The sequence below is a fragment of the Nocardia sp. NPDC051833 genome (genome assembly GCF_040681225.1).
Lineage (GTDB): Bacteria > Actinomycetota > Actinomycetes > Mycobacteriales > Mycobacteriaceae > Nocardia.
Genome location: NZ_JBFAYK010000001.1, coordinates 2752657 through 2772401, shown reverse-complemented (window position 1 = coordinate 2772401; position 19745 = coordinate 2752657). Strand labels below are relative to the sequence as shown.

19 protein-coding genes and 1 tRNA gene are annotated in these 19745 nt (G+C 70.0%); 8 read left to right on the top strand and 12 right to left on the bottom strand.

The window, feature by feature from the left end:
* Positions 1-44: 44 nt before the first annotated feature.
* Both AB0L91_RS12565 and AB0L91_RS12560 read right to left on the bottom strand, forming a co-directional pair.
* A tRNA-Gly gene (locus AB0L91_RS12565) sits at positions 45-120 on the bottom strand.
* A 119-nt stretch (positions 121-239) separates the two neighbouring features.
* Positions 240-614: a DUF6463 family protein gene (locus tag AB0L91_RS12560; RefSeq protein ID WP_355283545.1), complete on the bottom strand. Its 375-nt coding sequence runs from the start codon at positions 612-614 to the stop codon at positions 240-242.
* Positions 615-795: 181 nt separating this feature from the next.
* Between AB0L91_RS12560 and AB0L91_RS12555 the strand changes: the two genes are divergently transcribed.
* Positions 796-1218 carry a hypothetical protein gene (locus AB0L91_RS12555; RefSeq protein WP_365009502.1) on the top strand — a complete coding sequence of 141 codons (423 nt, stop codon included), beginning with the start codon at positions 796-798 and terminating at the stop codon, positions 1216-1218.
* A 15-nt stretch (positions 1219-1233) separates the two neighbouring features.
* Here the strand turns inward: AB0L91_RS12555 and AB0L91_RS12550 are convergent, their stop codons facing one another.
* Complete coding sequence (locus AB0L91_RS12550; RefSeq protein ID WP_365009499.1) at positions 1234-2088, bottom strand: NAD(P)H-binding protein; 855 nt, start codon at positions 2086-2088, stop codon at positions 1234-1236.
* Positions 2089-2173: 85 nt separating this feature from the next.
* Between AB0L91_RS12550 and AB0L91_RS12545 the strand changes: the two genes are divergently transcribed.
* The gene (locus tag AB0L91_RS12545) at positions 2174-2971 is read left to right on the top strand and encodes a helix-turn-helix domain-containing protein (protein ID WP_365009497.1); all 798 of its coding nucleotides are present in this window, start codon (positions 2174-2176) and stop codon (positions 2969-2971) included.
* A 31-nt stretch (positions 2972-3002) separates the two neighbouring features.
* Here the strand turns inward: AB0L91_RS12545 and AB0L91_RS12540 are convergent, their stop codons facing one another.
* Positions 3003-3764, bottom strand: coding sequence for a lysophospholipid acyltransferase family protein (locus AB0L91_RS12540; protein WP_365009495.1), 762 nt, complete (start codon positions 3762-3764; stop codon positions 3003-3005).
* A gap of 41 nt (positions 3765-3805) precedes the next feature.
* On the opposite strand from AB0L91_RS12540, the gene AB0L91_RS12535 reads away from it, so the two are divergent.
* The 4 genes from AB0L91_RS12535 to AB0L91_RS12520 are packed head-to-tail and all read left to right on the top strand — an operon-like array spanning position 3806 to position 6928.
* The gene (locus tag AB0L91_RS12535) at positions 3806-4747 is read left to right on the top strand and encodes a hypothetical protein (protein ID WP_365009493.1); all 942 of its coding nucleotides are present in this window, start codon (positions 3806-3808) and stop codon (positions 4745-4747) included.
* Between the two features lie 43 nt (positions 4748-4790).
* Entirely contained in the window at positions 4791-6326 is a 1536-nt protein-coding gene (locus AB0L91_RS12530; protein ID WP_365009491.1) for a Rieske 2Fe-2S domain-containing protein, read from the top strand.
* Positions 6327-6343: 17 nt separating this feature from the next.
* Positions 6344-6673 carry a DUF6247 family protein gene (locus tag AB0L91_RS12525; protein WP_365009488.1) on the top strand — a complete coding sequence of 110 codons (330 nt, stop codon included), beginning with the start codon at positions 6344-6346 and terminating at the stop codon, positions 6671-6673.
* Positions 6674-6928 carry a hypothetical protein gene (locus AB0L91_RS12520; protein WP_365009486.1) on the top strand — a complete coding sequence of 85 codons (255 nt, stop codon included), beginning with the start codon at positions 6674-6676 and terminating at the stop codon, positions 6926-6928.
* 99 nt (positions 6929-7027) lie between these two features.
* Here the strand turns inward: AB0L91_RS12520 and AB0L91_RS12515 are convergent, their stop codons facing one another.
* The 6 genes from AB0L91_RS12515 to AB0L91_RS12490 all read right to left on the bottom strand — a co-directional run bounded on the left by AB0L91_RS12515 (position 7028) and on the right by AB0L91_RS12490 (position 15572).
* Positions 7028-8071, bottom strand: coding sequence for a Gfo/Idh/MocA family oxidoreductase (locus AB0L91_RS12515; protein WP_365009483.1), 1044 nt, complete (start codon positions 8069-8071; stop codon positions 7028-7030).
* Positions 8072-8137: 66 nt separating this feature from the next.
* Entirely contained in the window at positions 8138-10066 is a 1929-nt protein-coding gene (locus tag AB0L91_RS12510; RefSeq protein ID WP_365009481.1) for a protein kinase, read from the bottom strand.
* Entirely contained in the window at positions 10063-11919 is a 1857-nt protein-coding gene (locus tag AB0L91_RS12505) for a serine/threonine-protein kinase (protein WP_365009479.1), read from the bottom strand. Before AB0L91_RS12505 ends, AB0L91_RS12510 begins: the two co-directional genes overlap by 4 nt.
* A gap of 16 nt (positions 11920-11935) precedes the next feature.
* Positions 11936-13099, bottom strand: a complete 1164-nt coding sequence (locus AB0L91_RS12500; RefSeq protein ID WP_365009477.1) for a hypothetical protein — start codon at positions 13097-13099, stop codon at positions 11936-11938.
* 83 nt (positions 13100-13182) lie between these two features.
* Positions 13183-15069: a serine/threonine-protein kinase gene (locus AB0L91_RS12495; protein ID WP_365009475.1), complete on the bottom strand. Its 1887-nt coding sequence runs from the start codon at positions 15067-15069 to the stop codon at positions 13183-13185.
* Positions 15070-15293: 224 nt separating this feature from the next.
* Complete coding sequence (locus tag AB0L91_RS12490) at positions 15294-15572, bottom strand: hypothetical protein (RefSeq protein ID WP_365009472.1); 279 nt, start codon at positions 15570-15572, stop codon at positions 15294-15296.
* A 140-nt stretch (positions 15573-15712) separates the two neighbouring features.
* On the opposite strand from AB0L91_RS12490, the gene AB0L91_RS12485 reads away from it, so the two are divergent.
* Positions 15713-16762, top strand: coding sequence for a hypothetical protein (locus AB0L91_RS12485; RefSeq protein ID WP_365009470.1), 1050 nt, complete (start codon positions 15713-15715; stop codon positions 16760-16762).
* A gap of 3 nt (positions 16763-16765) precedes the next feature.
* On the opposite strand, the gene AB0L91_RS12480 is transcribed toward AB0L91_RS12485, so the two are convergent.
* The gene (locus AB0L91_RS12480) at positions 16766-17707 is read right to left on the bottom strand and encodes a DMT family transporter (protein ID WP_365009467.1); all 942 of its coding nucleotides are present in this window, start codon (positions 17705-17707) and stop codon (positions 16766-16768) included.
* A gap of 105 nt (positions 17708-17812) precedes the next feature.
* Between AB0L91_RS12480 and AB0L91_RS12475 the strand changes: the two genes are divergently transcribed.
* Positions 17813-18325: a hypothetical protein gene (locus AB0L91_RS12475; RefSeq protein WP_365009464.1), complete on the top strand. Its 513-nt coding sequence runs from the start codon at positions 17813-17815 to the stop codon at positions 18323-18325.
* Here the strand turns inward: AB0L91_RS12475 and AB0L91_RS12470 are convergent, their stop codons facing one another.
* Complete coding sequence (locus AB0L91_RS12470; protein ID WP_365011274.1) at positions 18326-19744, bottom strand: MFS transporter; 1419 nt, start codon at positions 19742-19744, stop codon at positions 18326-18328. It abuts the gene before it with no gap.
* Between the last annotated feature and the right edge of the window lies 1 nt (position 19745).

Genomic DNA, 19745 nt, shown 5'->3' with positions numbered 1-19745 from the left:
AACGCGAAAAGCCCGGCTCGACACACTGTCGACCGGGCTTTTCATGGAGCGGATGACGAGATTCGAACTCGCGACCCTCACCTTGGCAAGGTGATGCGCTACCAGCTGCGCTACATCCGCACGCCGTGCGAGGCCCGTTCCGGGATCGCCGGGGGCTTCGTCGTGCGAGAAGGAACTTTAGCGCGTCGGCGGCGAAAAACGAAATCCGTGCGCACCGCCGACCGGCGGCAGCGGTGAGGTCAGCGGGGTGCGCGCCGGATACCGATCAGCAGCAGGACCGACGCGGCCGCGGCCAGCACCCAGGGCGCCGGCTCGAAGATCAGCGCGCAGCAGACGGTCCAGACCAGCAGTGACCAGGCCAGGAACGCCGGCGGGGCGATCGCGCGCCGGTCGAGCCAGACGATCAGGCAGCCCAGGAGCAGCAGCGGGACCCCGAAGCTGCCGGGACCCATCCAGAACGCGCCGATGGCGGGCGGCAGCTCGGTGATGTCGGCGTCGGGCAGCCACAGCCCGAAGGTGAACCACTCGCCGTAGTGCCGGTGCCCGAGCAGGGTCGCGGCGACGACGTGTGCCGCACCGAGGAACGCGAGCACGCGTCCGGCCCAGGTGATCATGACTGCCTCCAGCAGAGTTACGAGACTCCCGATATCGAAACTAACAGTTTCGTATGCTGCCACAAGTCTCGCTCGCCCGCACCCGCTCCACCGTTAAGCGCGCACCAAGAATCCGGAATCCCCTGCCGGGAAAGCTCTTTCCCAGCCCGGTGGCCACCACCGGGCACGAGGGAGGAACGGGATGAAGACTCTGGGGCTGATCGCGGCGGGCGTCGCCGCGACCACCGTGACCGTCATGGGCGCCGGTCCGGCGCACGCGGACTTCACCGACGCGGTGGAGTTCACCGACAGCGGCGAGAACGTCGAGGAGGGGGAGTTCGGCGAGTACGCGGTCGACCGGAACAATCCGGGCTCGTGCCTGGTGGTACAGAACCACACCGGCGGCCGGGTGACCGTGCGGCTGAATTATCCGACCAGCCAGGGCAAATGGACCTTCGCCCACGACGACGTCGGCGTGCTCACCCGCAACAACCGGGTGGTGACCTCACCGTCCGGACGCTGGAGCGTGCGGACCAACCCGCCGATCGTGTTCCACTGGGTCTACGACGGCAAGCTCAACAACCGCAAGGGCTGCAACGGATCCTGGGTGCTGACCATGAACTGATCCGGCGACGGCTGGTCACGGATGCGCGAATGCGCTCCGATGATCGGCGGCCCACTCGGCGTAGCTGCGGGAGGCGCGGCCGAGGATCTCGGCGACATCGGTGGTGACCACGGCGTTGTGGCCGTCACGGATGAAGTTCTGGCCGATCAGCGACCCTTCGACGAAGGCTGGTGGCAGCCCGGCGGCGGTCATGAAGGCGCGGGCGTCGGCCGCGGCGATATCGGTGACGGCGATCGGGCGGCCGAGGATCTCGGCGAGGTCGGCGGCCTGGTCGCGGGTGGTCTGCAGGGTGGGGCCGGTGAGGGTGTATGTGCGGCCGTGGTGCGCGGGATCGCGCAGCGCGGCCGCCGCGACCTCGGCGACGTCGCGGGGGTCGACCACGGCCTGTCGGCCGTCGCCGGTGAGGTTCGGTACCGGGTGGCCGTTGCGCAGCGGTTCGATCCAGCTGACGGTGTTGGACGCGAAGGTGTTGGGGCGCAGGATCGTCCATTCGAGACCCGAGGCGCGGACGGCGTCCTCTCCCGGCACATGCCAGGAACCGGGACCGGCGAGGCGGGGATCGCCGGTCCCGATGGCCGACAGTTTCACCACCCGGCGCACACCGGCGGCGCGCGCGGCCGCGACCAGCGCGGCGTCGACGCCGGTGTCGTCGGGGCCGGGCACACCGTTGAGGAACGCGGCCTCGATGCCCGTCATCGCGGCGGCGAAGGTGTCCGGCTCGCGGTAGTCCACCCGGACCGCGTCGACGCCGGCCGGGAAGTCCGCGGTCGCCAGGTCGCGGGCGGTCGCCCGCACCGGTACACCGTCGGCCACGAGGTGCCGGAGAAGATTGCTGCCGATGGTGCCTGTCGCACCGGTGATCAGGATCATGCGACGAGCATGGCAATTCCCCTGCCTGCGGCTATAGGAGAAATCGGCACAGCCGAACCGGGCCGCGGGCCCTACTGTTGACCGGGTGAGCACGCAGTATCTGACCTCGGCGCAACTCGAGTCCACGGTGGCGACACCGGAATCGCTGCGGCCCTGGCTCACCGAGCTGACCAGCACGCCCGTCCACGACGACCCCACCCGGCCGTTCGCCCATCCGCCGGTGGCGTCGACGACGGTTGTGCTGCGCACCGAACCCTCCGGCAGGCGACGGGCTTTCGTCGTCGGCGCGCAGACCAAGGCGGCGTACTCGCGCGCCGAGGAGCCGGCGGGCTGCGTGCGATTGCGCCTGGCCCCCGGCGTCTCGCGCCCCCTGCTCGGCGTCGCCGCGGGCGAACTCACCGACCGCGTGGTGCGCCTCGACGACCTGCCCGGCCCGCTGGGTACCGCCGCGAGCGAACTGACGCGGCTCCCCGCCGACGAGGCCGTGTGCTACCTGGAAGACCTACTGCCGCATCAGGTCTCCGAGACCGCGACCGAGCGCGCGCATCGCCTCGTGTTGCGCGAGGCGATCTCGGCGCTCACCGCCGACGTCGCCCCTTCCGTCCCCGATCTCGCCGCCCGGCTCGCGGTCAGCGAACGCCAGTTGCGCGCCCTGTTCGCGACGGGAATCGGCGTCTCCCCCAAGCATTTCGCCCGCATCGACCGCGTCCGGCGGGTCCTCGCGTACGCGGGCAACACGCCGTGGTCCCATCTCGCGGCCGACACCGGCTACTACGACCAGTCCCATCTCACCGCCGATTTCCGCACCATCATGGGCGTCCCACCGGCGGCCTACCTGCACGGCAGGCTGCCCGCGCCGACCCGCTGCCGGCTACCGCGCTGAGCGCGCGGCCCCGGTAGCGAGTCGGCCGGGATCAGGCTTCCGGCTTCTCCTGCTGCTCGGCCTTGCGGGCGAGGCGTTCGGCGGCCTCGGCGTCGTCGAGCGCGGTGGCCTCCTCCAGGCTGGGGGCGCTGCCGCCGAGGCGACGCGGGACCCAGTAGGCGCCGGGCTCGTGTTCGTAGGACTCCTGCAGTTCGGCCAGCAGGCCCTGCATGGTGGTGCGGAGCTGGGCGGTGAGCTCGGCCGCCGGTTCGTACGGCTTGATCGGGGCGCCGACGGCGATCGAGATGGGGGTGTTGGTGCGGCCGAGCCGCTTCGGGAAGCCCTTGGTCCAGACGCGCTGGGCGCCCCAGATGACGATCGGGATGATCGGGACGTCGGCCTCGAGCGCCATCCGGGCGGCGCCGGACTTGAATTCCTTGATCTCGAAGCTGCGGCTGATGGTGGCCTCGGGGTAGACGCCGACCAGCTCGCCGTCGCGCAGGTATTTCACCGCCGACTTGTAGGAGTCGGCGCCCGCGGTGCGGTCCACCGGGATGTGTTTGAGGGCACGCATGATCGGGCCGGAGATGTTGTTGTCGAACACCTCCTGCTTGGCCATGAACCTGATGTAGCGACCAGGCGTGCGGGCGGGCAGTCCCGCGTAGGTGAAGTCCATGTAGCCGGTGTGGTTGATCGCCACCACGGCGCCACCGGACGCGGGGATGTTCTCCGCGCCCTTGACGGTGAACTTCAGACCTTCGAGGAAGAAGACGGTTCGGGCCAGGCCGATGATCGACCGGTAGACGGGTTCCACAATTCAGCTAGCGTAGTCGCAGATCGTGCCACGGCCCAGGAATGAGGAACGTCGTAGTGGAACGCGCGCAGCCGCCCCTGCTTGCTCTGCCCCGTCCCCGCCCGCACCGCGCCGTCGCGCTGGCCGCGGGTCTCACCGTCACCGCGGCGCTGATCGCCGGGTGTGATTCGGTCTCCGGCATCCCCGGCGACGACCCGGCGCCCGCCGACACCACCACCGCGACGACGACCACGCCGTCGACCACCTCCACCGCCACCCAGGCGATCGCCCCCGGCGAACCCGCGCCGGGCAAGACCACCGACCTGCCCCCGCTGCCCGCCGACGCGCCGCAGGTCGGCGCCGTGCCCGGCAACGCCGACGCCGTGCTCGCGGTCCGCCGCTGGGCCGCCGACCTGCAGACGAGCACTCCCGCCGAACTACAGGCCGCGTGCTGGACCATCCCGCCGCGCACGGTCACCGACATGTACGCCGACCCGCAGTCGATCCTCGCCGCGCTCAGCCAGCCCGGCACCGCGACCGCCGACACCGTCACCTGGCGCAACCGCACCACCACCGTCACCGTCGACCGCGAGGCCATCGCCTCCGGGTACGCCTGCGGCCGGGTGTTCGCGGCGGGCGTCGAGCCCGGTTACGACGAGGCCGATGCCCGACACACCGTCCGCCGCTACCTCGCGCGCGCCACCGGCAAACCGCTCGATCCGGCCGACGTCGAAGCCACCCATCCGCTGACCTGCAAGGCGACCCTCACCACCTGGGACCCGCAGGGCACCGGCAACCCCACAGCACCCCCGCTGACCAGCGACTCGGGCAAAGTAGGCAATGTCACCTCCTACACCGGTGAGGAGCTACGATCCGACCAGGTTCGCGGCGACTACCTGGCAGTTCACGTCCCGGTGACCACCTCGCCGGGGGGCACGCGGATGCGGACTTTCACCGTCGTACCGACCGCCGAGGGCTACTGCATCGGTGACGTAACGATTTAGCCACTACCCTGGTTGGCTGGTACTGGTAGGAGGAAACAAGCTCGTGCAGATCACCAGCGTCGGACACGCAGGCTTCCACATCCGAACCACAGCCGGGACGATCCTGTGCGACCCCTGGGTCAATCCCGCGTATTTCGCCTCGTGGTTCCCGTTCCCGGACAACTCCCAGCTCGAGTGGGAGTCGCTCGGCGATGTCGACTACCTGTATGTCTCCCACCTGCATCGCGACCACTTCGACGCCGCGCACCTGCGCAAGTACGTCAACAAGGACGCGACCATCCTGCTGCCGGACTACCCGGTGCCGGATCTGCGCCGTGAGCTCGAGGCGCTGGGCTTCACCAAGTTCTTCGAGACCGAGGACTCGGTCAAGCACACCGTCACCGGGCCCAAGGGTTCGCTCGACATCATGATCGTGGCGCTGCGCGCGCCCGCCGACGGCCCGATCGGCGACTCCGGCATTCTCATCTCCGACGGTGAGACCACCTGTTTCAACATGAACGACGCGCGCCCGGTGGACATGGACGTCATCCACGACGCGTTCGGTGACATCGACATCCACCTGCTGCAGTACTCGGGCGCCATCTGGTACCCGGCCGTGTACGACATCCCGGCCCGCACCAAGGCCAACTTCGGCAAGCAGAAGCGCCAGCGCGGCATGGACCGCGCCCGCTCCTACATCGAGCAGGTCGGCGCCACCTGGGTGGTGCCCTCGGCCGGTCCGCCGGTGTTCCTCGACGACGAACTGCGCTACCTCAACGACGATCGCGGCGACGAGGGCAACATCTTCCCCGACCAGATCGTGTTCCTCGAGCAGATGGAGATCCACGGCAACGCCGGCGGCGTCCTGATGATCCCCGGCTCGGTCGCCGACGTGCGCGGCAAGGAACTCGACCTCGCGCACCCCTTCGACCCGGACCGGATCTACGGCGACAAGGCCGCCTACATCGCCGAGATGGCCGAGCGGTTCGCCCCGGTGCTCGCGGCCGAGAAGGCGTCCTGGGAGACCGGCGACGGCTCGCTGCTCGAGCCGCTGCGCGAGCTGTTCGAGCCGATCATGAAGCAGTCCGCGCTGATCAGCGACGGCATCGGGTACCCGGTCGGCCTGGTCATCGGCGAGGAGACGGTGGTGCTGGACTTCCCGCATCGCACCGTCCGCGAGCCGATCGAGGGCGAGGGCCGCTACCGCTACGGCTTCCGGATCGCGCCCGAGCTGGTCCGCACCGTGCTGCGCGACAACGAGCCGGACTGGGTCAACACGATCTTCCTGTCCACCCGGTTCCAGGCGTGGCGCATCGGCGGCTACAACGAGTTCCTCTACACCTTCTTCAAGTGCCTCACCGACGAGCGCATCGCCTACGCCGACGGCTGGTTCTCCGAGGCCCACGACGACTCCGCCGTCACCGAGCTGGACGGCTGGGAAGTTCAGCGCCGCTGCCCCCACCTCAAGGCCGACCTCTCCAAATTCGGTGTGGTGGAAGGCAACAACCTCACCTGCAACCTGCACGGCTGGCAGTGGGACCTGGAATCAGGCCGCTGCAAGACCTCCAAGGGCCACGAACTGCGCTCGCGCAAACTCTGAGCGAGTAGGGTGTCCATATGGCATCGCCAGCCAGTCCAGACCGCGCGCCGGTTCCGCCTCAGGCGGATCCTGCGGCCATCCGCGCGAGTCTGACACCGACGCTGGTCGCAATCTTCGACAGCGAGTGGGAACTCGTCTTGGACGAAGCCAAAGCGACCAAGGAACTCAGTGGCATCCGCACCCTGTTGAACCACTGGCGCCACATAGCCTATGACGAGATGATCGAGCCCGGAAGCTATTTCAGGCTGCAAGCCAAGGCCGAACAGCTGTTGCAGCACGGCGCCGATCACGGCGCCGCGACGATCGAGGAGATGCGTGCCCTGATCCGGCAGAGACTGGAGGGGTAGGTGTATCTCATCGTTCCCGACCCGATCACTCTCGATCAGGTCGCGGCCTTGCCGGTCACCGCGCTACTGCACTACGCGGAAGCCCTGAGCCTGCTCGAGCTGAAGCCGTGGGCGGGCGAGCCGCAGAATCGGGCGAACCCTGACGGTGCTGTCCGGCGCCTGCTGTTCGGCGCGCACGGCGCTGGTCAGCTCGTCTATCTCGTGGTGGAAGACCGACAAGAGGTGCATCTACTCCGCGTGCTCTGGCTGGATTGATCGCTCCGATGGACGTGGTGTGCCTGTGTATGGACGCGTTGGACGGTGCCGCCGGGCGGTATCTGGAGCTCGACGCGCTGCCGATCGCGATGCGGTGACTCAGAGTTCGGCGGAGCCTGCCACCTGCCGGGCGTATTCGAGGATGCGCAGGGTTTCCACGGCGTCGCGGGGGTCGACGGGGACCGGGGTGCCGTCGAGGAGGGTGGCGGCCATGCCCGCGTAGAAGGCGGGGTAGTCGCCGGGGCGGGTGGGCAGGGGGCGCAGGTCATCGCCCGCGCCGAAGGTGCCCCACCGCTCGGGTGGGACTGTGCCCCAGGGCTTTCCGTCGCCGGGGCGGCGGCCCGCGCGCAGGTCGTCTTCCTGCGGGTCGAGGCCGTGCACCGTGTAGCCGTTCGCCGAGCCGAGGACGCGCAGGCGGGGGCCCAGTTGCGGGGTGACGGCGCTCATCCACAGCTGCGAGCGCGTTCCGGAGGCGTGGGTGAGGGCGAGGAAGGCGTCGTCGTCGGCATTGACGCCGGGACGGCGGCGGTCGAGTTCGGCGTAGAGCTCGGTGACCGGGCCGAACAGGGTCAGCGCCTGGTCGACCAGGTGACTGCCCAGGTCGAACAGGATGCCCGCGCCCTCCGCTGCGTCACCCACCTCGCGCCAGCCACCCTTGGTGACCGGGCGCCAGCGTTCGAATCGCGACTCGAACCGGCGCACCTCGCCGAGTTCGCCCTCCGCCAGCAGCGCGCGGACGGTCAGGAAGTCGTTGTCCCAGCGGCGATTCTGGAACACGCTCAGCGCCAGTCCGGCCTCCTCGGCGGCCGTCACCACCGCGTCGGCGTCGGCGGAGGTCACCGCGAACGGTTTGTCGACCACCACCGGGAGCCCGGCGGCCAGCGCGCGCGACGCCAGCGGCGCGTGACTGCGATTCGGCGTGGCGATCACCGCCAGGTCGATGCCAGACGGATCGGCGAACAGTTCGTCGGCGTTGCGCACCACCCGCACACCCGGATGCTCGGCCCGCGCCCGCTCCGCCCGCTCCTCGGACGAGGTGACCACCACCGCCACCCGCAACCGTGGATCGGCCGCGATCAACGGCGCGTGGAACACCGAACCGGCCAAGCCGTACCCGACTACCGCTACCCCGAGCTGGTCCATCGCTGTCCCTTTCGTGGTGGGTCCCGGGGTCGAGTATGCCCCCGGGACCGACGGGGGACGGGGATCTCAGCGGTTCGGCAGCTTCTCCGCGGCGGAGCGCAGGACCTCGGCGGCGATCGCGCAGTAGTCCTCGCGCATGCCCTCGGCACCGTGCACCGTGACCTCGACCGTCTCCTTCTCGGACCGGGGGGCGAGGTAGGCCCTGGTACACATGGCCTTCGTGCTGGTGGCTTGGTCGACATAGAGCCGGTACCCGTCGACGGATACCGTCACCTGCTCGCTGCCCGAGGTGTACCTGCTGCTGCTGACGAGTTTCAGGCTGAGCTGCACGCTGCCGTTCAACTGACAGGTGTGCGCGTCCGCGACCGTCGGCGCGGGCGCCAGCTTGCCGATCCTGGCGGCGACCAGGTCACGATCGAGCAGGGTGCACGGCTCGACCAGCGCCAGGGACGACTCCTGGTGCGCGGCGCGCGGCGCGGACGACAGCGACCGAGCGATGTTGGCCGCGACGTAGTCGATACCCTCGCACCCCTTGACGCCACTCGGTTGGTGGAGGGTGATGACGATGCCCGACGGACCCTCCGCGCCCGGACTGGCGATGGCCCTGGTGCAGCCGGCCGCACTGCCGTCGATGATCGGCACGCCGTCGACGATGGTCTGGTTCGGCGTCAGGTACATGTCCTCGGTGCCCAGCTCCAGACTCAGCGAGGTCCGGTTGGAGGTGGCGTAGCAGCCCCAGGTCGTGGACGTGTCCAGCTTCCAGGTGTCGGCGGCGAGCGGTGTCGGCGCAACCGGGACGGCGGCGCCGATGGCCTTGCCGAGCCAGGCGCACGCGTCGGTCTGGCGCAGCTGGGCGAGGGTCAAGCCGGTCACCGGCGCCGGTTCGCTCGCCGGTCTGGTGGCCAAGTAGGCGAGGCCGCCGACCACGAGCAGCAGCGCCGCCAGCCCGCCTGCCAGCGCGCTCCGGATTTTCGGGGTTGCCGAGTGCCAGCGGCGCAGGCCGGATCGCATCGCCCGCCTGCCGGTATCGAGCGCATTCTGCCCGAAACCGGCGAGCACCTCAGGCAACGGCCTGGCCGGTGGCGCCACCGGCGCGACGACCGGCGGCAACCCGGCGAGCAGGGCGGACACCTGGTCCTGCTGACGGCCGATGTCGTCGAGTACCGGCGCGGGCCAGGGCGGGGCTGCGGCGGGCGGACCGCCGAGGTACTCCAGCATCTGACCCGGCGTCGGCCGGGCCGCCGGGTCCTTGCGCAGGCACGCGGCGATCAGCTCGTACAGCGGTTCGGGCACCCGGCTCAGATCGGGCTCGCGCTGCGCGATGTTGAACAGGATGTACGGCACCGACGGCGCGGTGAACGGCGCGCTGCCCGAGGCCGCGAAGGCGAGCACCGAGCCGAGCGCGAACATGTCGGCGGCCGGGGTGATCGCCAGCCCGAGCGCCTGTTCGGGCGCGAGGAAGTCCGGGGTGCCGAGGGCGGTCACGCTGCCGGTCGTCGGCGGTCCGGCGACCGGCGTGATGCCGATCTCGTTGAGCCGTCCGCCCTCGCGTGCCAACAACACCGAGTCGGCCCTGAGCCGCTGATGGACGAGGCCTGCGGCGTGCACGGTCCGCAATGCCGAGGCCAGGGCCGCGGCGAGCGCGCGGACAGCGGGCACCGGCAACGGGCCGTGCTCGGCGACCGCGCGGTCGAGCCGCACACCCGGCACGAATACCGAGGCGAGCCAGGGTTTGTCGGCATCGGCGTCGACATCGATCACCGTCGTGTTGGTGGCGCCCGAGACCCGCATCGCGGCGACCGCGCTGTGCCGCAGCCTGATCCGGAACTCGGGCTCGTCGACCAGTTCGGCCTCGGCCTGCCGCACGACGACGAGGGAATCGTCGGGGCCCGCCGCGAGCAGCGAGCGGAAACCCGCGGTCGAGTCGAGGGCGCCGATGACGCGATAGCGGCCGATGGTGTCCGGTTCGCCGGGACCGCGGGGATGAATCGTCATGAGGTCGGCAACTTCGTGAGAACGGGCGCGAACAGGGTGGCCGCGGCATCGCACGGGCTCAACGGCCCCGGCTTGTACGCCGAGTACATGATGCGCACTTGCTCCGCCTGGTCGTCCCGGCTTGGCCTGGTCAGATAGGCCAGCTCGCAGTAGTTGACGTTCTCCGTCTGGATGTTCACCGTGCGCCCCGCGATCGTCCTGGTGGGCCGGACCTTGCCGCCGACCACGTGGTCGGGCCGCAGGCGATCGTCGAGGTCCAGCGCGACGTACCCTTCCCGCCCGTCCGCCACGCAGCCGTGCACCGTGCGGCTGCGGGCCGGGTCACCGGTCACCGAACCGATGTCCGCGGAATCCAGCAGCACGCAGGGATCGAGCCGCAGCACCGAGTTCGCGGGAAGGTCGCGCAGCGGCGGGTTGACCGCGAGGCGGCGTACCACCGCGACGAGTCCACGTTCGATCGCCGGACAGGTGTCGCCGCCCTCGAAGGTCGACGAGCTCAAGGTCAGCGCCATCGGCAGCCCGCTCTGCGCCACGACCGAGCGGTCGCAGTTGCGGGCTTCCTTGTTCCGGCCGAGCACCGGCATCCAGTTGATGGTGCTGCCCATCGGGGTCCTGCCCTTGATCTGCTCGACCGGCGAGCCGTTCTCGAGGGTGAGTTGCATCTTGCGACCGGATGGTTCGCGGTAGGTGAGGCTGCACGAGTGCACGCCGTTCGGCACGAGTTCGCCGGTCGCCGTGCCGAGTTCACCGAGCACCGCCGGCTTCAGCAGCTCGCAGAGATCGAGCCTGCGGCTCTCGTCGACGGTCAGCGCGAGCGCTGGATCGTCCATCGCCACCGCGTTGCCCTCCACGCCGATGCCGACGATCGTGATGACGCCGAGCACCAGGGCCGACACCACCGCGGCCGCGACGACGAAGCGCGACATCGGCCGCTTCGGCTGGTCGACCGGCTCGGGGGCGACGGTCGCGGTGCCGTCGGCCCAGCGTGCCGCCTCGGCCTGGCATTCCGCGATCCGCCTGCGGATCCGGACCGGCCACACCGGCTCGGCCTCGATCCGGCTCGCCGCGTCGAGCAACTGCTCCGGGGTCGGGCGAGCCGACGGGTCCTTCGCCAGGCACGCCTCGACCAGCGCGCGGATCGGCGGCGGGATGGCCGTGGTGTCCGGCGCGGTGTAGAGGACGTTGTAGAGCACCTGCGGCGTCGACGCTGCCTCGAACGGGCTGACCCCGGTGGCCGCCATCGCCAGCACCGCGCCGACCGCGAACACATCGGAAGCCGGGGTGAGCGGCTGGCATTCGGCCTGCTCGGGCGACATGTACGCGGGCGAGCCGAGCACCGCACCGGTGGCGGTGAGGGCGACGTCGTCCTCGAGCGCCTTGGCGATGCCGAAGTCGATGACCCGCGGGCCGTCGTTGGTCAGCAGGACATTGCTCGGCTTGAGGTCACGGTGCACCAGGCCGGTCCGGTGGATCTCGAGCAGCGCCATCGCCAGCCCGGTGGCCAGCAGCTTCAGCCCGCTCACGGTCAGCCTGCCGAACTCGCCCACCATCTCCTGCAACGAGGGGCCCGCGATGTATTCCGAGGCCAGCCAGGGTGTTTCGGAGTCGGCGTCGTGGTCGACGACGCCTGCCGTGTAGGCGCCGGTGACCTGCTGGGAGGCGAGCACCTCGCGCCGGAACCTGGCCCGGAACTCGGGGTTCCCGGTGAACTGATGGTGGATCTGCTTGACGGCGATCAACCGGCCGTCGGGGCCTTGACCCAGCAGCACCTGCCCCATGCCGCCCCGGCCGACCACGGCCAGCAGGCGGTTGCGGCCGAGCCGATCGGGATCCCGTGGACCCAGTGGTTTCATCGCTCGTCTCCCCGTCTCACCGGGATCCGCTCAGCAACGCGTACTGCGCGACCGCGAGTTGCCGGACATCGGTTTCCTGATTGCTGTAGACGCGGGCGACGAATTCGTCGCGGCGGACCAGGCAGGCGAACCGGCGGGCGGCGCTCACCTCGGTATTGGGTCGCGCCGCGCGATAGCACGTCACCCCGCTGAGCCCGGCCACCTCGCCGATCGCCGTGTAATCGGCGGCCAGCAGCGTCTTCTCCTCGGTTGCGGCGTGGGTCCGGGCGGCACTCGCGTCCCGCGCCCGATGCAGGAACTTGTTGTACGAGACCGCGACCGCGTCGATCGAGCTCGCTTCGAAATCGCGCAGCCGAGCCGCGGGCTTGTCGAGGAGCAGGGCGTAGGTTCGCGGCCCGTAGATCATGAAATCCCAGCGGTCCGGCCAGTATTCGCCGGTCTTGACCACCCGGGTGAGCAGGTGCGCGCTGTCGAGTTTCAGGGTCGGCAGGTCGGCGGCCGCGGTGGGGACGAAGCCGTCGAGCTCGGTCAGCTGGGCGCGGTAGGTGCGGGTGAGCAGCTCGGTCAGCACCTCGGGTCGCGGGTCGACGACCTTCGCGTACACCCGGATCACCAGGTTCTTCCACACCAGCCAGCTGCCGACCGTCGGCACACCGGGCCGCCAATGGCTCAGCGCGGCGGGGTAGTCGGGCAGCGGCAGCGGCGCGTTCTCGGTGTTGGCGCCGAAATCCGCGGCGGCCATCGCCTGCGCGGCGGCACCGGCCTGCTCCGCGTCGGGCAGGGACAGGATCGTGATCGACAGCAACTTGTGCTGCTGCTCGTTGTCGGGGCGGCCGTTGCTGCCGATCGCGCCGAACCCGGCCAGCACGTCGAAGGGTTGCAGGGCCGATTGCTGCACGCCCGAGAGCAGTTCGTCGACGCCGCGCGCCCCGACGACCACGCCGCCGCCGTCACCCTCGACCAGATCCGGGTCGACCCGGTCGGCGAACAGCAGCCGCTCCCCGATGCGCACCGATTCCACCAGCGAGCCACGCACACGGCTCGGCGCGTCGTCGAAGTCGCCAGGGATGGGCTCCAGGGCGTAGCCGCCGTGGTCGGCCTCCGCGGCATCGTCACCGCACGCCGAGGTGAGCAGCGCGAGCGACAGCAACGCCGCGAGACAACGCGACCGGTAACGCACGAATAATCCCCTCCGACCGGCGGTCTGCACGCCGGCCCCCTCCCGAACTCTGCCGTGAAACTATCACCCGGCTATCGGCGCCGCTACTGCGCGGGCAACCTGCCGACGGCTTGCTTCACCAGCGGGTCGGCGATTTCGCACAGCTGGGCCGTGCGCAGGGTCGGATCGCTCACCAGGATCTCGACGACCTCGGTGAAGGTCTGGCCGACCTTGCGGTAGCGGTAGGTCCGGCGGCATTCGGACGCCGGGGCGGTGATCTCGCCGGACTTCTCGACCAGGATGCCGTCGCCGATATCGATCGTCTCCTCCGCCATCGAGGTCTGCCGCTGTCGTGGCTGTGCCAGCGTGACCCGCACGCTGGTCGTCCCCGGCCAGTGGCAGGTGTGCGCCGACACCGCGGCACCGGCGCCGAGTCGCGCGAAGGCCGCGTTGTCCACCAGGGCACAGGGATCGACCGAGGCCAGCGAGCGCTGCGCGGCGGGATCGGCCGACAGCCCACCCAGCGACGCGGTCAGCCGGTCGACGACCTGATCGGCGAGGGCGCAGTCGTCGCGGGTGAAGGTGTCGGCCGTGATGCCCCAGCGCGCGCCGGCTGCGCCGCCCTCGATCGCGAAGGCGCAGTCGGCACCTCGGCGAGCCACCGCGTAGCCGTTGACCACCCGCTCGTTCGGCTCGAATCCGTCGATCGCGGCGCCGATTTCGACCGCGATGCGCGCGGCTCCCGAGGTACCGTCGCAGCCCCAGCTCGACGTCGCCTGCCAGCGCCAGGACGACACATCGGTGGACGCCTTGGCCGCGGCGGCACTCGGCAGGGTGGTGCCGAGCGCCTTCGGCAGCCAGGCGCACGTGTCGACGCCGCGCAGCTGGTCGATGCTCGGGAGGGTGGCCGTCGGCGTCGCGGTCGGGGGCGTCGCTTCGCCGCCACGCAGCACGACCGCGGTGAGCCCGGCGGCGAGCACCGCCGCCACCGCCACGGCGAGCCCCACCCGCAGTGCCGTGCGCCGCTTCCGAGGCGCGGTGGGTGGTGGCGCGGTGGGTGCCTGGGGAATCGCGAGGTCGGCCGGAATGATCTGCGTCGCCTCGGGATCCGAGGTGAGCGCCACCAGATTCCGGGTCTGATCGGCGATTTCGGTGTGGATCGGCGCGGGCCAAGGGTGCGGCTGGACCGGGAGGACGCCGAGGTAGTCCAGGATCTGCGCGGGAGTTGGCCTGGCCTGGGGGTCCTTGCGCAGGCATCCCGCGATCAGCTCGCGCAGCGGCGCGGGGACCTGGTCGAGCTGGGGTTCGCTGTGGACGATGTTGAACAGGGTGTACGGCGCGGAGGTGGCGGCGAACGGGCTCTGTCCGGTGGCCGCCATGCACAGCAGCGAACCGAGGGAGAAGACATCGCTGGCCGAGGTCACCGGCTCGCTCATGGCCTGCTCCGGTGACATGTACGCGGGCGAGCCGACGACGGCGCCGACCTCGGTGAGCGCTCCGGAACCCACCGCCTGCGCGATGCCGAAATCGATGACCCGGGGTCCGTCGGCGGCGAGGATCACGTTGGCGGGCTTGAGATCACGGTGCACCAGGCCGGTGGCATGGATGGAGTGCAGGGCCGAGGCGAGACCGGAGGCGAGGGTGCGCAACGCCGGGACCGGCAGCGGGCCGAGTTCGCGAACCGCGCGATCCAGCGGGACACCGGCGATGAACACCGAGGCCAGCCAGGGTGTTTCGCCGCTGGTGTCGAAGTCGACGACCGCCGCCGTGAACGCGCCGGACACCCGGGCGGAGATGGCGACCTCACGCTCGAAGCGCGCCCGGAACTCGCGGTCGTCGAGCAGGTGGGCGTGGATCTGCTTGATCGCGACGAAGCGCCCGTCCGGCCCCGTGGCCAGCAGGACCCGCCCCATCCCGCCCGCGCCGAGCACACCGCGAATCCGGTACCGGCCGATCATCGTCAGTTCGCCCGCCGCCATCGGCTCGATCACTTCGGCACTCCCCCACTTCACTCCCGCCGCGGCGGGCGAGTCGGTCCGTTCAGCCCGGCTCGGTACGTTCGCGAGCAACCTAACACCAGCACCGACGGTCCCGGGCACTCTGGCGTCCGCCCATGGCAGTCATCGCGTTCGTACTGTTTCCGCCGGGAGGACCGGAGGCACCGCTCGTCCGACGCGGTGTCTCCGGTCCTCCAGCTGGATCGCCTCCCGAAGAATCAGGCCTGGCAGCTGGCCCAATTGGCCTGCGAGTAGTAGTTGGTGGGCTCGGGCAGTGCCCCCCTCACCCGGACCTCGTAGTGGCGACGTCCGTAGTTGTCGGTCGAGTCGAACCGGAACTTGGTGACCCCACCGTCGTCGGTCTCGTAATTCCTCGCGTTGCAAGTCTTGAATGGCCAGGGGTAAGCGGTGGCAGGGCCCGCGCCGACGATCAGGCCTACACCGATCGTAGATGCGGTACTGAGGACGCCGACAACTCGGATGATGCTGGTACGCATGGGTAATCCCGTCTGTGAGAATGCTTGCCGGTCCGCGCTGGGGATGAGCTAGCCCGGTACCGAAAAGTGTTCTCCCGCAGGCGGTACAGTCGCGTCGCCGTGGATGACCGATCTGGTCTTGCCTTGACTTGTCTCGTCCGATGGAAGGCGATGGACAGGTAGGCTCGGCGGCGCTCGGCGATTGGGGAGAAACTGTGGGGACGGTACTCAAGCTGCTGCTCACTGAACGACATCTGTCGAGCCACTCAGAATTCTGCGCCGCCTACGACCGCGTCGGCGCGCAGCTCGATCCGCCGCTGCCGCCAGGCAACGGCCCGTCGAAAGCGCAGTACTACAACTGGCTGGCGGGATCGCTGAAAGGGCTTCCGCTAAATCATCACCGTCGCGTCCTGGCCAAGATGTTCCCAGGATGGTCTATGGAGGCGCTTTTCGGAACAGGTGATCTCCCGCAAAGTTCGCTCACGCCCACAGTCCCGCGAGACAGTCCGCAGGACAGGAGTCTCGCGGCACTGCTCGGCGCGGAGATGGCTCGTACCGGCGTCACGCTGGTGGTGCCTACCTTCGAGCTTTCCGATGAGTCAGTGGATGCGCTGGCTAGGGCAGGGATCCTCCCGCAGCATATTTTCAGCAAGCAGACGAGCGCGTTCAGTGGGCAACGACGCATCGATGTCCCGGTCGCGCTGGCTGAGAGTGATGTTCGTGGAATGCTCTATGTGATGGGGATGCTGCAGCGGCACACAGATATTGCCGTCGACATACAAAGCGACAAGGAGGTGGTCGCTGCCTGTGATCGGCCCTTCATCAGTTTCGGGCTCACCAGTAACGACTGCACGCACATGTATCTCGAGACGTGCGAGTCGCCCCTGTTCACGATTCGCGACAGCAGAGATTCACGCCGACCGTTTCGTGAGGACATCATCCTCGCCGACGGTCACCAATTCACTTCCGACGACAGCCGAAACGTCGGCCTGATCGCGCGCGTCCGGCCGGCTCCGCATGTGCACCCGGATCGGTTCTGGTTCTTTTGTGCCGGCCTCGGACCTAGGGGGACGACCGGCGCGGGCTGGTACCTCGCCAACTACTGGACCACTCTGCCAAACGCTGCTTCCGACGAGGAATTCGTTGCAGTTGTCTCCGTTCGGACCTACTCCGACCAAACTGCGAGCCTCGAGTACGTTCTGACCACCTGATTCTTACGTGGTAGCGGCCGACGCGCGAGCGGCCACCGCGACCGCGGCGAGGACGATCGCGCAGCTGAGAACGGCTGTGGTGGAGAGTTTTCCGTCGATGGTGTCGAGCAGGAGGGCGGTGACGAGCTGGCCCGCCACGGAGGTCAGGCCGAGGAGGAGGACGCCGATCAGGCCGACGGTGACGGCGGCCAGGGCGATGAAGGCGACGCCGATCAGGCCGCCGAGGTAGAGCCAGGGGGCCGTGGGGAAGGCGGTCGGCAGACCGGTGCGGAGCAGGGTGACCAGGTCGAACGCGCAGAGGGCGACCAGGCCGACGACGAAGTTGACCAGGGTGGCGGAGAAGGGGCCGCCGACCGCGCCCACCCGGCCGTTCACGGCTTGCTGCCAGGCCAGGCCGACGCCGGCGAGCGCGGGGAGGGCGATGAGCAGGAGCGGGAGGTCGGGCACCCCGGTGACCGCGCCGGCGGGGACGGAGTGCCCGCCCGCCGAGAGGAAGACGCCCGCGATGCCGAGCACGGCGGCGACCACCCGCCACCCGGTGACCGGCGTGCGACCGGCGGGCGCGATGCCGAGCCGATCCACGATGAGACTGCTGAGCAGCTGACCCGCCACCGCGGCGACGGTGAAGGCCGTGACGCCGATCGCGGCGATCGTCAGTCCCTGGCTCGCGACGAAGAACGCGCCGCACAGGCCACCGAGCAGCTGCCAGGGCCGCAGCGTGCCGTCCGCGACGCCGGTGCGCACCCTGCCCAGTCCGGCGCGCAGGGCCGGGCTGGCCGCGAAGGCGATCAGCAGGACCAGCAGGCCGGTGCCGAAGCTGATGGTGGCGGCCGCGACACCGTCACCCAGTTCCGCGCCGAGCGCGCCGTTGATCCGCCCCTGCACGGCGACGCCGGCGCCGATGCAGAAGCCGAAGATCAGTCCGAGACCGCCGCGCCCGACCACCGCGTCCTTTCGTCACCGTGCCGCTGTGCCTTCCGACAGTAGACTCACCGGTGGTGTCCGGACACGCGTCAGGGGGCGAGAACGATGTCGGCGAACGATGTTCCGATGCAGGCACACCCGGTGATCGACGAGGTACTGGCACGTCATCGCGCGGCGCTCGGGCCGGACGAACAGACCTACCGCAACCACGTCTATCGCTGCGCGAACTACCAGCGGGCGCTGCTCGGCGGGGAGCTGCCGGACGCGGCCGCCCTGGCCTGGGCCGTGCACGATCTGGGGATCTGGACGGCGGGCACCTTCGACTACCTAGCGCCGTCGGCCGAGCTCGGCGACGAGCTCGCGGCCGGGTTCGGGATCACCGATCCGGAACTCGTGCGGATGATGGTGCTCGATCATCACGGTCTGCGGGCCAGGACCGATCCGCTCGTCGAGACGTTCCGGGTCGCCGATCGCGTCGATGTCAGCCACGGTGTGCTCCGGAGCGGAATCGACGCGGGGTTCGCCGCGCAGGTCGTCACGCGGTTTCCGTATCGGGGATTCCACGGCTTCCTGGTGCGCAGCGCGCTGCGGCAGGCGGTGCGGCATCCCACGCGACCACTGCCGATGCTGCGGTGGTGACTAGTCGTCCGAGACCCGCGGCGGCAGCCAGCTCGGGGTGAGCAGCGCGGCCGCGAGCAGGACCGTGCCGAGCAGGGCGATCGTGGCCGACATCGTCAGCCACTGGGTGGCCGCGGCGACGAAACCGAAAACCGCCAGCGCGACGATCTCCGAGAGCAGTCCGGAGAACGACAGCACCGTCGCCCTGGCCGGGCCCGCGATGGCGGCCTGCAGCCGGGCCCCGGCCACCACCTCGATCGCGAAGTCGACCCCGTAGGCGATGCCGATACCGACGAAACCGGCCCACAGCAGGATCGGGCCGACGGTCGGCGCGGCGCCCACCGCCAGCGCGCCCGCGATGAACAGCAGACCGGCCGCGAACAACGCCACGGCCAGCCAGCGCGCCGGGACGACCTCGGTCCGGCCCGCCAGCAGCGAACCGGCGAGCGAACCGACCACCGTCACGCCGACCAGCAGCGCGGACATGCTGGTCGACGAGCCACCGGACACCGCGAGCAGACCGAAGTACTCGTCGAAGGCGGTGACGCCGTACAGCAGGGCGCCAAGCAGCACGCCACGGCGCACCCGGCGCACCCGGAACGCCTCGGCGGTGCCGGTGCGCAGCATGGCCAGGTAGCGCGCCGGGCCAGTCGGCGTCTCGGTCCGAATCGCGGTGGCCTCGGCGGGCGCGACCCGGTTGTCGGCAGGATCGCCCGCGCCAGGCGCCTTGTCGTCGATGCGGGCCGTTTCGGCGCCGCCTACCGGGCGTGGATGCCCCGGAGCCGCGCCCGGGACCCGGTGCGGGCCCGCGGCCGGTGGCTCGTCGTCGAGGTCGTCCACGGCGGTGGCGGAGATGGCGACCGGCGGGCTCGGCAACGCCACCGCGGTCAGGGTGTGCAGCAGGGCGATACCGACGCTGACCCAGCCGACCAGCGGATAGCCGCCGAGCGCGAAGAGCGGGGCGGCCACCAGGATCGCCGCCAGCACGGTGGTCTCCTGGGCGCCACGCGCCCAGCCCATGATCCTGGCGTAGGCCGACGGTTCCCCACGGGCGACCAGGTCGTCGTAGATCAGCGCCTCGAAGGTGCCCGATTCCAGCGACGACGCGACACCCCAGATCACGAAGCCCAGCGCGAAACCGAGGAACGACGGGGCCAGCATCCACAGCGCGAAGCAGGCCGCCTGCAGCAGGCAGCTCAGCACCAGCAACGCCCGGCGCGAGACGGTGTCGGCCCAGGCGCCCGACGGCACCTCCAGCAGGAAGGCGGTGATCGACCAGAGGGCGAGCAGCAGCGAGATCTGCGCGGTGCTCAGGCCGTGATCGGCGAAGAGCACACCGTAGAGCGCATAGATCGGCAGCAGGTCGCGCGTGCCCCTGAACAGGACCGCCCGAACCGCGACACCGCGCACGTCGACCGGATCACTGGTCAAGCGCGCCACC